15 protein-coding genes are annotated in these 14,391 nt (G+C 72.6%); 6 read left to right on the forward strand and 9 right to left on the reverse strand.

The features are described 5' to 3' along the window. Window positions 1–64: 64 nt before the first annotated feature. Entirely contained in the window at window positions 65–283 is a 219-nt protein-coding gene (locus tag AOM07_RS00405; protein ID WP_156171724.1) for a hypothetical protein, read from the reverse strand. A gap of 163 nt (window positions 284–446) precedes the next feature. On the opposite strand from AOM07_RS00405, the gene AOM07_RS00410 reads away from it, so the two are divergent. From AOM07_RS00410 to AOM07_RS00430, 5 genes are all read left to right on the forward strand, one after another. Then, window positions 447–923 (forward strand): CoA-binding protein, encoded by a 477-nt coding sequence (locus AOM07_RS00410; protein WP_062310127.1) that lies wholly within the window; start codon window positions 447–449, stop codon window positions 921–923. Next, on the forward strand, window positions 920–1,762 hold the full coding sequence (locus AOM07_RS00415; protein ID WP_062310131.1) for an alpha/beta fold hydrolase: 843 nt from the start codon (window positions 920–922) through the stop codon (window positions 1,760–1,762). The genes AOM07_RS00410 and AOM07_RS00415 overlap by 4 nt, the downstream gene beginning before the upstream one ends. 77 nt (window positions 1,763–1,839) lie before the next feature. Further along, window positions 1,840–2,148: a hypothetical protein gene (locus AOM07_RS00420; protein WP_062310134.1), complete on the forward strand. Its 309-nt coding sequence runs from the start codon at window positions 1,840–1,842 to the stop codon at window positions 2,146–2,148. A 163-nt stretch (window positions 2,149–2,311) separates the two neighbouring features. Continuing rightward, window positions 2,312–3,499, forward strand: coding sequence for an exonuclease SbcCD subunit D (locus AOM07_RS00425; RefSeq protein WP_062310136.1), 1,188 nt, complete (start codon window positions 2,312–2,314; stop codon window positions 3,497–3,499). After that, complete coding sequence (locus tag AOM07_RS00430; protein ID WP_062310138.1) at window positions 3,496–6,486, forward strand: AAA family ATPase; 2,991 nt, start codon at window positions 3,496–3,498, stop codon at window positions 6,484–6,486. The genes AOM07_RS00425 and AOM07_RS00430 overlap by 4 nt, the downstream gene beginning before the upstream one ends. Before the next feature lie 3 nt (window positions 6,487–6,489). Here the strand turns inward: AOM07_RS00430 and AOM07_RS00435 are convergent, their stop codons facing one another. Continuing rightward, the gene (locus AOM07_RS00435) at window positions 6,490–7,674 is read right to left on the reverse strand and encodes a neutral zinc metallopeptidase (protein ID WP_156171726.1); all 1,185 of its coding nucleotides are present in this window, start codon (window positions 7,672–7,674) and stop codon (window positions 6,490–6,492) included. A 149-nt stretch (window positions 7,675–7,823) separates the two neighbouring features. Here AOM07_RS00435 and AOM07_RS00440 point away from each other — a divergent pair, with 149 nt between their 5' ends. Beyond that, the gene (locus AOM07_RS00440) at window positions 7,824–8,378 is read left to right on the forward strand and encodes a hypothetical protein (RefSeq protein ID WP_062310143.1); all 555 of its coding nucleotides are present in this window, start codon (window positions 7,824–7,826) and stop codon (window positions 8,376–8,378) included. 593 nt (window positions 8,379–8,971) lie between these two features. Here AOM07_RS00440 and AOM07_RS00445 read toward each other — a convergent pair. The 7 genes from AOM07_RS00445 to AOM07_RS00475 are packed head-to-tail and all read right to left on the reverse strand — an operon-like array spanning window position 8,972 to window position 14,284. Continuing rightward, a complete protein-coding gene (locus AOM07_RS00445; protein WP_062310147.1) occupies window positions 8,972–9,697 on the reverse strand; it encodes an energy-coupling factor ABC transporter permease in 726 nt (241 codons plus the stop codon). A 29-nt stretch (window positions 9,698–9,726) separates the two neighbouring features. Further along, complete coding sequence (locus AOM07_RS00450) at window positions 9,727–10,521, reverse strand: DUF6390 family protein (RefSeq protein WP_084829984.1); 795 nt, start codon at window positions 10,519–10,521, stop codon at window positions 9,727–9,729. Next, window positions 10,518–11,399: an EamA family transporter gene (locus tag AOM07_RS00455; protein ID WP_062310154.1), complete on the reverse strand. Its 882-nt coding sequence runs from the start codon at window positions 11,397–11,399 to the stop codon at window positions 10,518–10,520. Before AOM07_RS00455 ends, AOM07_RS00450 begins: the two co-directional genes overlap by 4 nt. Next, the gene (locus tag AOM07_RS00460; protein WP_062297434.1) at window positions 11,396–11,626 is read right to left on the reverse strand and encodes a HypC/HybG/HupF family hydrogenase formation chaperone; all 231 of its coding nucleotides are present in this window, start codon (window positions 11,624–11,626) and stop codon (window positions 11,396–11,398) included. Before AOM07_RS00460 ends, AOM07_RS00455 begins: the two co-directional genes overlap by 4 nt. After that, window positions 11,617–12,114, reverse strand: coding sequence for a hydrogenase maturation protease (locus AOM07_RS00465; protein ID WP_062310159.1), 498 nt, complete (start codon window positions 12,112–12,114; stop codon window positions 11,617–11,619). The genes AOM07_RS00460 and AOM07_RS00465 overlap by 10 nt, the downstream gene beginning before the upstream one ends. Continuing rightward, window positions 12,111–13,418, reverse strand: a complete 1,308-nt coding sequence (locus AOM07_RS00470) for a Ni/Fe hydrogenase subunit alpha (RefSeq protein WP_062310162.1) — start codon at window positions 13,416–13,418, stop codon at window positions 12,111–12,113. The genes AOM07_RS00465 and AOM07_RS00470 overlap by 4 nt, the downstream gene beginning before the upstream one ends. Next, window positions 13,415–14,284, reverse strand: coding sequence for an NADH-quinone oxidoreductase subunit B family protein (locus AOM07_RS00475; protein WP_084829985.1), 870 nt, complete (start codon window positions 14,282–14,284; stop codon window positions 13,415–13,417). Before AOM07_RS00475 ends, AOM07_RS00470 begins: the two co-directional genes overlap by 4 nt. Window positions 14,285–14,391: the final 107 nt, after the last annotated feature.

Below are 14,391 nucleotides of genomic sequence, written 5' to 3' on the forward strand. Positions count from 1 at the left end.
CTGCGCAATAGGTGACCCGTCCCCGACCGCCGCGAGCCCCCTCGCCGCACCCGCTCCGGCGAGTTCAGCGACGCTTCGAGCGGCGGTCCCGCTGGTCATGGTGGGCGCGCACCGCACCCACGGCCCACAGCGGCAGGATGACGCCGAGCGCGATGGCGAACTGAGGCAGGCCCGCGCCCACGTGCGGGAGGTCGCGGAACAGCCACACGAACCAGCCGACGACGGCGATCGCGAGCACCGCGAAGCCGTTCACCGCGGCCATCGATCTGTGTTGCTTGTCCATCTCGCGCGCCCCCGCTCCCTGTTCTCTCCACCGTCGAGCCTTCCCGGAGGGCTGCGGCCCCTCAAGCCACCAGTTGTGGGGGCAGCCCTGCGTTTGCCGCGCATCGTCGTTCGCGTGACCATGGAAGGCAGGGTCCCCACTCCGAGCTCACAGGAAGCGGATCATGACTGCCATCAAGGAAGCTGCCGACGCCTTCCTCGCGCACAAGCGCATCGCCGTCACGGGGGTGTCGCGCACGCCTGGATCGCACGGCTCGAACGTCGTCTACCAGCGGCTTCGCGAACGCGGCTACGAGGCCTTCGCGATCAACCCGAACGCCGAGACCCTCGAGGGCGGGCCCGCGTACCCCAATCTTGCGGCGGTGCCCGGCGGCGTCGAGGCCGTCGTCATCGGCACCCGCCCCGAGCGCGCCCTCGACACGATGAAGGAGGCCGAGTCGCTCGGCATCACCGACGTGTGGATGCACCGCGGCCCCGGCCAGGGCAGCGTGGACGATGCGGCGGCCGCGTGGGGCCGCGAGCACGGCATGTCGGTCATCGACGGCGGCTGTCCATGCATGTTCGGGCCGACCGCCGACGGCGGCCACAAGTTCATGTGCTCGTTCATGAAGCTCACCGGCAACGTCCCCCGCCAGGTATGAGCAGCCTCGTCGAGCAGGGGCGCTGGCGCGCGATCGACGTCGGCGGGGCGCAGCTCGACGTCTGGGAGACGGGCCCGCAGACCGACAAGCCCCCGGTCGTCCTCATCGGCACCGCGCTCACCGCGGACGAGCTGCTGCCCGTCGCCCGCATCCTCGCCGCCGACCTCGGCCGCGGGATCCTGTCCTACCGGCGCCGCGGATACGGCACGGCCGGCTCGGTCGCGGGCGCCGGCTCGATGCGCCTCGACGCGGGCGACCTCGTCGCGCTGCTCGACGAGCTGGAGATTCCCCGGGCCGTGCTGGTCGGCGTGTCGTACTCGGGCGCGGTCGCGCTGCAGGCCGCCGCGGACCACCCCGACCGGGTCGAGCGCGTGGTCGCGATCGAGCCGCCCCCGGTCCAGTCGGCGTCCGCGAACGCGTTCCGCGTCGCGAACACGCGCCTGGTGTCGGAGTACGAGCACCTCGGCGCCGCGCGCGCCGCGGACAGGTTCCTGTCCCGCCTCATGGACCCGCACTGGCGGCTCGACGTCGAGCGGCTGCTCCCCGGCGCGGTCGCGCAGGTCGAGGCGGACGCCGAGACGTTCTTCGCGGCGGACATCCCCGCGCTGCTCTCGTGGGACTTCGGCGAGGCGGACGCCGAGCGCGTCACCGCGCCGGTGCTGCTGGTGAGCGGCACGGCGAGCGCGCACTGGTTCGAGGAGGAGATCGAGGCGATACGCGCGTGGTTCCCGCATGTCTCCCACGTGTCCCTCGCGAACGCCGACCACTCGATGGCGCTCACCCACCCGACGGAGGTCGCGACCGCGATCGCGGGGTTCATTCGGGACGTCGCGGACTGAATCGGACGCATCGACCTGCCTGCTATCCCCACAAGTGGGGGCAGGCGCGTGTCGGCCCCCGTCACTAGGGTCGAGCCATGCAGGCACTCAAGGACGACATCCACCTCGACCTCGGCGACGAGGACGCGTGGATGTGGATTTGGTTCGTCGGATGGACCGTCGCGGCCGGAGCGATCGCGGGCAGCGTCTTCACGGACCAGTGGGGCGGGTTCGGCTGGGAGGCGGCCGTCGTGGGCGCGGTGCTCGGCGCGCTGTCGACGATCCCGCTCATGGTGCTCTTCCGGACGATGCGGGCGCTGGTCGCGAACACGGCCGCGCCGGCCGCGGCGCCGGGGACCGCGGGGACCGTCGCCGACGACGCCGGCGCGGAGCGCACCGCCCTCTAGACCGCATCGTCCTGCCGCGCCCGCGGCCGTACTCCCTTCCGCCTATTTCAGGATTTCCTAAAATAGCGAGGAGCGAGAGCGGTGGCCCGGGCCCACTGCGCCCACCCCAGCCACCGCGCCCACCGCGCCCACCGCTGTCGGCCCCCACCGATACCCTCGCGGCATGCGCCTGCTCCACACGTCCGACTGGCACATCGGCCGCACCTTCCACGGGCACTCGACCGACGAGCACCTCGCGACCGTGCTCGCGGCGATCGCGGACGCGGTGCGCACGCACCGCATCGACGCGGTCGTGGTCGCCGGGGACGTGTTCGACAGCTCGACCCCCAAGGCCGACGCCTTCACCATGCTCAACCGCGCCCTGCGCGACATCCGCGAGGCCGGCGCCCAGGTGCTCCTCACCTCGGGCAACCACGACGGCCCCGCGCGCCTGGGCCACATGGCCGACTTTGCCGCGTTCGGCGGCGTGCACCTCCGCACGCGCCTGCAGGACCTCGCCAGCCCCGTCACGCTCGCCGACGCGCTCGGCGACGTCCTCTTCTACGGCATCCCGTACGTCCACCCCGAGTTCCTGCGCGCGGCCTTCCCCGGCTTCGACGGCAGCACCCACCAGGACGCGCTCGCCTTCGCCATGGGCCTGATCAGGGACGATGCGGCGGCCCGGGCGGGCGCGGACGGCACGCCGCGGTACGTGGTCGCCTCGCACTGCTTCGCCTCGGGCGTCTCGGACACGACCGAGGAGTCGGGCCGGGCCGAGGAGCGGGACATCAGCCGCGGCGGCCTCAACATCGTGGGTCTCGACACGTTCGACGGGCCGGACTACGTGGCGCTGGGCCACATCCACTCGCACGCGACCCTCGCGCCGCGCATCCGCTACTCGGGCGCGCCGCTGCGGTTCAGCTTCGGCGAGATCTCGGGCACCAAGGGCGCGTGGATCGTGGAGCTCGGCGAGCCGGGGACGGAGCCGGCCGTCGAGTGGCTCGACCTGCCCACCCCGCGCGCCGCGGTCCGCCTCACGGGCACTCTCGAGTCGCTGCTCGCGCCCGGTGCGCACCCCGACGCCGAGGACGCCTGGGTCGACGTCGTCCTCACCGACGACCAGCTCCCGCGCGACGCCATGCGCGCGCTGCAGACTCGCTTCCCGCACGCGGTGACGCTCACGCATCGTCCCGCCACGCGTCACGACCACGGCGAGGCAACCTACGCCGAGCGGGTCGAGGGCAGGAGCGACCTCGAGATCGTCGACGAGTTCCTCGGCTACGTGCGCAACGGCGCCGCACTCTCGGAGGCCGAGAAGGGCCTGGTGGCGGACGCCTTGGGCACGCTCGAGGCGAGGGAGGCGACCCGATGAGGATCCTCCGGCTCGAGCTCGAGGGCTTCGGCCCGTACCTGGACCGCCAGGAGATCGACTTCACCGCCTTCGAGACCGAGGGCCTGTTCGCCATCACCGGCAAGACCGGCGCGGGCAAGTCGACCATCCTCGACGCGATCTGCTTCGCGCTCTACGACAAGGTGCCGCGCTACGAGAAGGCCGAGCCCGTCCTGCGCAGCCACTTCTGCGGCGAGGACGACGCGACGTCGGTGACGCTCGACTACGAGCTCGGCACCCTGCAGTACCGGGTGTGGCGCTCCCCCGCGTACGAGCGCGCGAAGAAGCGCGGCACGGGCACGACGACGAAGGGCGCGGAGGCGAAGCTGTACGCGCGCCGCGGCGCCGACTGGGAGATCCTCGCCGCCATGCCGCGCGAGGTCGCCGAGCACGTGGCCGCCACGGTCCCGCTCACCGGCGAGCAGTTCCTCCAGGTGATCCTGCTGGCCCAGGGCCGGTTCGCCGAGTTCCTCAAGGCCGACACGGCCGAGCGGCGCACGGTGCTGCGATCGCTGTTCGGCACGCGCCGGTTCGAGGACCTCGAGCAGCACATCCGCGAGATCGCGAAGACCAAGCAGGCGGCCGTGGACGCGGCGGACGCGCAGCTCGCGGGGCTCGTCGAGCGCGCCGCGGCGCTGACGGGCGTGGACGCGCCGCCCGTCGCCGAGCGGGACGCGTTCTGGGACGCGACCGGCTCCGCGCTCGCCGAGGCCGTCACCCTCGCCACCGCCGCGCGCGCCGAGGCGTCCGCGGTCGCCGACGCGGCCGCCGCGACCCTCAACGAGGCGCGCGAGGTCGAGCGTGCCCGCGAGCGGCTGAGCCGCGCGCGGGCGACCGTGTCGGACCTCGAGTCGCGCCGCGACGAGCAGTCCGCGCGCGAGGCGCGGGTGGCCTCCGCGCGCCGGGCGGTCCCGGTGATGGGGCCGATGCGCGAGGCCGAGCGGGCGTCGCGCGCGGCGACCGAAGCGACCGAGGCGCTCGCCCGGGCGCGCGAGGTCGCGGCCGCCGATGCGGTCGCGAGGCTCGCGTGGCCGGCAGGCGGGCTCGAGACGGCCGGCGAGGACGCGCTGCGCGAGCGCGAGTCGGAGCTCGCGGGCGAGATCGGCGCGCTGTCGGGCGCGCTCGCCGCCGAGCGGTCGCTCCCCGGACTCGAGACCGCCCACACCCGCGCGACCGAGGACGCGTCGAAGGCGGCCGGCGCCGTCGCCGAGACCCGTGAGGCGCTGGACGCGCTGCCCGCGCGCGAGACCGAGCTGCGCGCGTCGCTCGAGGCGGCCGGCACGACGGCGGCGCGGGTCGACGACCTCGCGGGCGCGGTCGAGCGCGCGCAGGCGTCGGTCGATGCGCACGCGACCGTGGGGCGCCTGAGGTCAGGCCTCGACACCGCGCGCGCGGCGGAGGCCACGGCAGCCGAGTCGCACGCGGCCGCCGCCTCCGCTCATGCCGCGCTCGTGCAGCGACGGCTCCGCTCGCAGGCCGCGCACCTCGCGGCCGAGCTCGAGGACGGCACGCCCTGCCCCGTGTGCGGCGCGATCGACCATCCCTCCCCCGCCCAACCGTCCGACGACCACGTCACCGACGAGGCCGTGGACGCCGCCTACGAGTCGCTCCAGGCCGCCGATCGCGTCCTCGCCGGAGCACGCGACGGCCGCGCCGAGGCCGACCGCACCCTCACCGCCGCGCGGGAGAAGGCCGGCGAGGGCGACGCCGAGTCGGCGGCCTCGACCCTCGAGGCGGCCCGGACCGAGCACGCCGCCGCGCTGGCCGCCGCGTCCGAGCGCGACCGGCTCGCCCGCGAGCTCGAGGCGCTTGCCAGCCGCGAGGCGACGCTCACCACGCGTCTGGAGGAGCACACCCGCGCCGTCGCTGTGGCGCAGGACGCCGTCACGCGCGCCGCCACCGAGCTCGCCTCCGCGCGGGAGCTCGCCGCGCATCGTCCCGAGGGCTACGCCACCGTGGCCGCGTACGCCGACGCGCTCACCGCCGCGAAGTCGCTCCTCGCCCAATTGACCGCCGCCACCGCCGCGGCCGACGACGCCACCGCCGCCCACGCCAACGCGACGGCGGCGCTCGACGAGGCGCTCGCGTCGTCCGGCCTCGCGAGCCTCGACGAGGTCCGCGAGGCCTCCCTCGACGCCGCCGAGCTCGCCCGCCTCGAGGCGGATGCCGAGTCCCACCGCAGCGGCCTGGCGGCGGCCCGCGCGGTAGTCGCGGAGCTGGCGGAGCGGGAGCTGCCCGATCAGGTCGCGGACCTCGACGCGCTCGCCGCCGCTGCTGCGGAGGCCGCGACCGCGCGCGATACCGCGATCGAGGCGGCCACCTCGGCGGCGAGCCGCGCGAACGACCTGGCGAACCTGTCGCGGCAGTACGCCGACCTCGGCGAGTCGACCGCGGGCGCGCGCGCCGAACGGGACGCGGTCGCGACGCTCGCGGACGCGCTCGAGGGCAAGGCGCCGAACGAGCGGCGGCTGCGGCTGGAGTCGTTCGTGCTGGCGTCGAAGCTCGAGCGGATCGTGGCGGCGGCGAACACCCGCCTGCGGACGATGTCGAGCGGGCAGTACCAGCTCGAGCACGACGACTCGGCGCAGTACCGCGGCAAGGAGACCGGCCTCGCGCTGCGGATCGCGGACGCCCACACCGGGCAGGCGCGCTCGACGCGGTCGCTCAGCGGCGGCGAGACATTCCTCGCGTCGCTGTCGCTCGCGCTCGGCCTTGCGGAGACGGTCACGGCGGAGGCGGGCGGCATCGAGCTGTCGACGCTGTTCATCGACGAGGGCTTCGGCTCGCTCGACGGCGACACGCTCGAGGTGGCGATGTCGACGCTCAACGACCTGCGCGACTCGGGCCGCACCGTGGGCCTGATCTCGCACGTCGAGGCGATGCACGACGCGATTCCTGCAAGACTCGAGGTGACGAAGGCGTCGGACGGGTCGAGCCGCGTCGCCGTGAAGGCGGGCGAGGTCGACTAGCGGTCACTGACGCAACCGCGAAGCCCCCAACAGGAGCACGTTGTGGTAGTCGGCGATCGCATCCCACTCAGTATCGGTTGGTTCGTCGTCGGGTTCGATGGTCTCGAGGATCAGAACGACGCCTGGCCCGTAGGAGACGACGCTCAGGATTCCGTAAACGTCGTTCTCGCCGAATCCGGTCTGATACTTCATCTGCACGACCGTCGCGTCTCCGAACCAGTCGCTCCAATCGTCTCGCGTCTGCACGGTTCCGAACGTGTCGAAGGCCGAGCCGAAGAGGTCATCGAAGATGTCGATGTACCCGCTCTTCACGTCCACCTGTGTCGCACGGCGCTCTGTCGCTCGATTCACCAGGCCCGACTCCGGGATCCGCGCGTAGTCGTCCGCGTACAGGTTGAGGAGCCCGTCCCCGTCGAACCAGTCTCCGGAAGCGGAGAAGCCAGGGGGAAGTCGCACGCTGAACGCCTCACCGACTGCGAGATCGAGGTCCGCGCTCGACGTGTACGCATCGCAAAACGTCGCGTCCGACGTGAGATACCCCGTGTTGAAGGCGATCGCGCGATCGGCGCCCGAGCCTGACACGTCGGTGTCGAAGAAGTCCTCGGTCCCGTCGAACCGCCCTAACTTGACCTGGCCGACGAACGCAGACACCTCGTCGCTCGTCCACAGGTACGACTCCCCGGTCGCATCCGCGGCCTCGCGCACATAGAGGCCAGCCCGGCAGTCTGCGCGCCATTCCTCCGCGAGCCGATCTGACGCCGGGTCCGCATACACGTTGACGTCCGAGACGTAGTGCGCGTACTCGTGCGCCATGGTCCAACCGACCCCGACGGTCGACTGAGAGGCCTCTGCCAGGGACGCTAACGCGGAGGTATCGAGGTACACCACGCGGGTCCCTCCGCAGTAGCTGGTGGCGCCGTGATCAAGCGTCGTGTCGCAGCCAACTGCAGCATCGGGACGATCCTGTGCGTCCGCCCACGTCAACTCGGCCGGCACGTCGTACACGCCCAGGAAGTAGGCGTCGAGACCTGGCTCAAGACTGCGGCCGAGAGCGCAAACGGAGTCGGCGCCCCACGTGTCGGAGTCGCCGATCAGGCACTCCGCTGCGTCGGTGTCGTCGCCTGATGCGCACGCCGCAAGCACCCATACGGTCGCGACCAGAACCCCAAGACCAGCCCCCCGGTTCATGAGGCCGATGCTAGGCGATTGCCTGCTAGAAGTGCGACAAAACACGCCAAAATGGGCACTTCCTCCGCCGCCTTCTGGAACAGCTCCTCGACGCGGCCATCCGTCCCGAAACCTGCCAGACTCGAGGTGAGGGTCAACGGTGACGACGCATGGGCAGGCATCTCTACAGCGACGAGTCGAAGGTCGACGGGTTCCGCTTCGCGGGTGCCGTCGTGGACGAGGACGACCTGCGCCGCCTCCGCCGCGAGGTGCTGCAGTGGCGGGTCGGCCACGCGCGGCGCTGGCACACGTCGAAGGAGAAGCCCGAGGCTCGCAAGCATGCGCTGCGGCGGCTCGTGCGGCTCCGGGACCACGTCGACATCGTCATCGTCGAGCACGCCAAGACGCACCCCGAGTACGTGGCGCGCGAGGCGTGCGTGGACGCGCTCGCGCGGTGGGCGTCGGACCACGGGGTGACGCACTGGACGCTCGAGCAGGACGCCCCGGTCGAGTACCGCGACCGCCAGACCATCGCGATGCTCATGCACACCGGCGAGATCCATCGGATGACGTACCGCCACGAGGCCGGCGCCGCGGAGCCCCTGCTGTGGATCGCCGACTTCGCCGCCTGGCTGTGGACCAAGGGCGGGTCGTACCGGGAGGCGCTGGAGCCCCTGGTGGTGCACCACGAGGTGGTGCGCGAGCCGACGAGGCGGGCGGCATGATCCGCTGGAGCGGGGCCGGGGCCGGGGCCGGGTCCGGGTCCGGTGCCGCGACCGGGGCCGCATCCCGGGCCTTGTCCGGTGCCGGCGCCTGGACCGAAAAGTGCCCGGACAGCGCGAAACCCGGCTGACCAACCATCCGGGAGGCTGCCGGGTTCACTGCTCGGAGCTACTGCCCTTCGCTACCTCTATTATCTCATCCCCGCGAGGCCCGGGCAATGGAGGTGGAGCAGGGACGATGCGCGCGTCGCGGGGCTGTGCGGAAGCGGCGCAGCGATGCGGGCGTGGCGGAGCGATGCGGGCGTGGCGGCGCGGCGCGCGCTACTTGCTCCGCAGTGTTTTAGGAATTCCTGAAATAGCCCGTCCGGGGTGGCGTGCGCCGCGGCGTGTCGGCCGAGAAAGACGTGCCCCCATCCCACTGTTTTAGGAATTCCTAAAACAGCGGGATGCGGGTGCGTCTCCCCGGGGGACACGCCGCGCGCGGAAGCGGACGCGACAACACGCGGCGCCACGCGGGGCCGCGCGCAGGACCGGGCGCGGCAGAGGACGCGGCTCCACGCGGGGCCGGCCCGCGACCCCCGGCCCCGGCCCCGGCCCTACCCCAGCGCCTCGAGGTCGCCGTCGATCACGGGCACATGGCGGTGGCCGACGCCCATGGTGTCGGCGTGCGCGAGCGCGCGGGCGCGATGCCCGGCCCACGCGAGCCCGACCGCCACGATCGCCGCCGTCGCCGCCGCCTCGAGGACCGCCCACGCGAGATGGTGCGGGATCGACACGCTCCACGCGCGCGCCGCCAGCTGCGACGGCGCACCCATCGCGTAGACGCCCCACAGCACCAGGGACGATGCGGCGACGCTCACCCACGCAGCCACGCCCGCGGCGAGCACGATCCACCGGTCGCCCGGCGCCTCGCGCCGCCAGCGCGCGACCGCGAGCAGCACGGCGCGGTAGACGGCCCAGCCGACGAGGACGCCCGCCACGGCCATGATGAGCACGTTCGCCCCGAGCGCGGCCCTGCCGCCGTCGCCGAGGACCAGCGCCTCGAAGGCGAGCACCCCGGTCATGGTGAGCACGCCCAGCCATGGACCGAGCGCGACGGCGAGCAGCGTCCCGCCGATGACGTGGGCGGTCAGCGTGCCGCCCATGCCCAGCGGCACGTCGAGCAGGTGCGCGACGAGGACGGCGCCGGCGCCGGCCGCGGCCAGCCCCCAACGCTTCTCGCCCTTGCGCAGCTGGACGCCCGCGTACGTGACGGCCCCGACCGCGGCGGTGCCGGTCACCACCAGCGTCACCGGGTCGAGGACCCCGTTCTGGATGTGCATGACAGTCCCCTTTCAGGCGGACGCGGCGCTCATGAGAGGACCACCGCGGGTGCGGGAATGGCGCAGCGGTTGACCGCCGCAAGCTCGGTGAGCGTGGCCGCGCGCACGCGGTCGCGGCGGGTGGTGTCGAGTCGGTCGCACACCCAGTCCCAGTGCAGCGACACCCAGTCCCCCGCATCGAAGGCCCGCGCGAGGGACTGCCCCTCGCGGCGGAAGCGCGCCTTCTCGGTGGTGACGGGACCCAGCCGCAGGAACCTGCCGTCCCACGCGAGGTGGCGCCCCTCCACCACGGCGGTGTCGCCTGCCACCGACACCACCCGTCCCCAGCGGATCCGGCACCTGTCGAGCACCTCGAGCGGCGCCTCGACCTGCCCGCCCCTCATGAGGCCCACCCAGGGATAGACGCCGAAGACATGGAAGCTGTGGTGAGGGGTGCCGCCCGTCGCGACGCCCTCGACCATCCGCTCGAACTCCTGGCGCGACAGCCGGGACCGGAAGCGGCTCTCGAGCGAGTTGGCGAAGGCCGTGCCGCCGCATCGTGCCACCGCCGACCCGCCCAGCCAGTACGCCTCGACCACCTCGCGGTCGAGCGGCGACCGCCCCAGGCACTCGCCGATGAGCTCGAGGTACGGCCACGCACCCTCGAAGCCGCGCGCGACCTCCTCGAGCGCCCGGCCGGACGCGCCCGCGTCGACGCGCTCGAGCAGCTCGCCGGCACGGTCGGGCCCGCAGTAGCCGAGATCGTTGGGCGGGAAGGCGTAGCGGCCGAAGAGCACCGCACCGTCGGCGGGCAACGGTGGACGAGGCGACAGCCGGGCGCTCATGTGGAGGCGCGCCTGCGCGCGGGAAGGAGGAACACGAGCCCGCCCGCGGCCAGCATGAGCAGCCACGGGAGCTCGAGCGCACCCGCGCCCGCGAGCGCCGCGGTGACGACCGCGCCGAGGACGAGCACCGCGGTGACGTCGACGGCCTGCGCACGGGCGAGCGCCTGGTGCCAGGTGAGCACGTAGCCGGCGAGCAGGGCACCGGTGACGGCGACCCACGCCCACTGGTCGGCGGTGCTCGGGATCACGTTCCCGAGGCTTGAGGTCGCGCCAGACCAGGCGAGCAGCGCGACCGAACCGCCGACCATGCGCGTGATCGAGAGCGTCCACGGGGTCATCCCCCGCAGCAGACGCTTCGACACGACCACCTCGACGGCCCATATGAGCGTGGCCGCCGCGACGAGCATCGTCCCCCGGTCCGCGACCAGGCCCACGTCACCCGCGAGGCCCCACTGCGCGAGGACCAGCAGCCCGATCGCGCCCAGGTGCCACCAGGACAGCCGCTCCTTGAGAGCGACGACGGCGAGCAGCGCGACCCACACGACGAGGGTCTTGTGGACGAAGGCGGCCTGCGTCGACGCGGTCGACGCGAGGCCCTGGAAGAACAGCACGAACGGCACCGCGCCGCCGAAGACCGCGACGAAGGCGAGCCCCCACCACTGACGTGCCCGCGCGGGGCGGGTGAGCCGCGCCCCGGCGGGCCGGGCCGCGAGGAACGCGGCGAGGATCAGCATCGCCGCCATCGCGTTCTTCGCGGTCGTGTAGGCGGTCGCGTCCCCGTACGCGGCCACTCCGTGGGAGTTCACGAACACGGCGACGCCCGAGATCAGGGCCGTCGCGCCCGCGAGCGCCACGCCCTTGGTGCGGGTGGAGATCATGTCGTCGCCTCCGGTTCGGAATCGCGGATGCGCAGCGCCTCGAGCGCCTCCTTCTCCGAGATCCGCTCGAGCGCGAACCCGGATTGGACCACCACCCAGTCGCCGGGCGTGATGTCGTCGTCCGACACCGTCATCTCGAGGACCAGCTGGCGCTGGCCGTGATCCTCGACCACGGCGCGACCGTCGTGGTGCACCTCGATGACCTTGGCGATGGTTCCTAGGCACATGACTGCACTTCCTCTCTCAATGCGATGAGCTCGGCGGCGGCCGTGGCGACCGCGGCGTCGATGTTCGCCTCGACCTCCGGGGACATCGGGCCGAAGTCGAAGCTCTTCGCCTCGACCCCGACGACCGTCACATGCGTGGGCAGCGTGCCCAGGGTGCGCGCGAGCTCGACGGCGCCGGCCAGCCCGAAGGCGTGGCTGCCGCCGCGGCCCGCCGCGGTGAAGGCGTGGGTCGGGAGCGGCTCGCCCGCGTCGCCGACCTCGCGGATGTGGAGCCGGCCCGGCGGGTTGCCGGACGCGACCGCGTCGATGACGAGCGCCGCATCGTGCCCCGCCCACAGCTGGACAAGCTGCGTGGGGTCCTCGCGCGTGACGACGTCGACGTCGTCCATTGCGAGCGCGCCCAGGCGCTCGGCGACGGCGGCGCCGACCGCATCGTCCCCCCGGTCGGGGCTGCCGAGCCCGACCACCAGCACGCGTCCGCCGGTCATGACCGCTTCACCCGCAGGTCGAGGAAGTGGGTGGCGCACGAGATGCAGGGGTCGTAGTTGCGGATGGCCTCCTCGCAGCGGTGGGTGAGCATGTGGTCGTCGAGGTCGATCCACTGCTCGGCGGCCTTGCGCAGGTCGGCCTCGATGGACGCCTGGTTCTGGGAGGTCGGCGGGACGATCTGCGCGTCCTCGATGACGCCGTCCGCGTCGATGCGGTACCGGTGCCAGATGAGGCCGCGCGGCGCCTCGGACGCACCGATGCCCTCGCCCGCGACCGGCGCGACCGGCACCGACGGCGCGTGCCCGTCGCGCCACGCGTCGACGATGCGCAACGCCTCCTCGAAGGCGTACGCGAGCTCGACGGTGCGCACGATGATCGACTTGAACGGGTTGCGGCAGGTCTCCCCCAGGCCGGCCTTGAGGGCGGCCTCCTGCGTCGTGGGGCTCAGCTGGTCGAAGTTGAGGCTGTAGCGCGCGAGCGGGCCCACGAAGTAGGGCTTGCCGTCGAACGATGCGTGGAGGGCGTTGGAGTGGGCGACGTGGAACTCCTTGACGTGGTCGGCGATCTCGGTGACCGGGAACCGCGCGCCGCTCGTCGCGACCACCTCGGTGCCGCGCTCGAGCGGGTACCAGTCGGGGTGGCGCAGCGCGACGTAGTTGTAGTCCTGCTCCATGTCCGGGAAGTCGAAGGTCGCGACCAGGGCGACGGCGGCCAGCGCATCGTCCCTCCCCTGCTCGAGGGCGGGGCGGAGGCGCTGCAGCTCGGCGACCGTGGGCATGCGGTAGAAGCCGCCCACCTTGACGTTGACGGGGTGGATCGCTCGGCCGCCGACGGCGGTCATGAGGTCGTTGCCCGCCTTCTTGAGGCGCAGCGCCATCTGGACCACCTCGGCGTGGTCCTTGGCCATCTCGAGCACGGACTCGTAGCCCAGGAAGTCGGGAGCGTGCAGCATGAAGATGTGGAGCGCGTGGGACTCGATCCACTCGCCGCAGTAGAGCAGGCGGCGCATCAGCTGGATCTCCGGCGTGGTGGCGACGCCGCAGATGGTCTCCATCGCCTCGGTGGACGCGGACTGGTACGCGACCGGGCAGATGCCGCAGATACGTGCGGTGATGTCCGGCGGCTCGGTGAACTTGCGGCCGCGCAGGAAGCCCTCGTAGAAGCGCGGCGGCTCGAAGATGTTGAGCTGGACGGACTCGACGTGGCCGTCCTTGAACTCGATGTGCATGCCGCCCTCGCCCTCGACGCGCGCGAGCATGCCGACCTGCATCACCTGGCCGCCGTCCTTGAGCTGGTGGGTCATGACGGGCCTCCGGTGGACGATGCGGCGGCCGCCTGGTCGCTCGCGGCGGCGAACTCGGGGGAGCCGGCGTTGAAGGTGCGGTAGACGCGGACGATATCGGCGTTGGACATGCCGAGCTCCGCGAGCTGGCGGGTCATGGCCTCGGTGTTCGCGGAGTCCTGCGGGCCGAAGCAGCCGTAGCAGCCGCGCCCATAGGACGGGCAGAGCGCGCCGCAGCCGGCCTGCGTGACGGGCCCGAGGCAGGGCGTGCCGGTGGCGACGGGGACGCAGACGTTGCCCTTGAGCTTGCACTCGACGCACACCGAGTAGGTGGGGATGCGGGGCTTGCGGCCGTTGAGGAACGCGGCGAGCACCTCGACCAGCTGGGTCTTGTCGACCGGGCAGCCGCGCAGCTCGTAGTCGACGTCGATGTGGCTCGCGATCGGGGTGGAGGTGTCGAGCGTGGAGAGGTACTCGGGGTGGGCGTAGACGATCGAGCGGAACTCGTCGACGTCCGCCCAGTTGCGCAGGGCCTGGATGCCGCCGGCGGTCGCGCACGCGCCGATGGTCACGACCGTGCCGGACTGCGCGCGGATCTCGTGGATGCGCTTGACGTCCTCGGGGGTGGTGATGCTGCCCTCCACGAGCGAGAGGTCGTAGGGGCCCTCGACGATCGCGCGGGTGGCCTCGGGGAAGTACGCGATGTGGATGGACTCGGCGATCTGGAGGAGCTCGTCTTCGCAGTTGAGGATGCTCAGCTGGCAGCCGTCGCAGGACGCGAACTTCCACACCGCGAGCTTGGGGCGGGCGTCGGGCGGGGCGGGTGCGGCGGCGGCGGCGGCGGCCGCATCGTGCTGGTGCTCGTGCGTGTGGGCGTGCTCGACCATGTCAGCACCCCCTCGTTCGAGCGGGCCGTGCGAGGAATCGGATGTCGTCCATGACACGCCTCCTCTAGCGACGCTAGGCCGCTATCCGGAGCGTGAAAGGGACCTTG

Origin of the sequence: Demequina rhizosphaerae, from assembly GCF_000971255.1 — a bacterium.
GTDB classification, from domain to species: Bacteria; Actinomycetota; Actinomycetes; order Actinomycetales; family Demequinaceae; genus Demequina; species Demequina rhizosphaerae.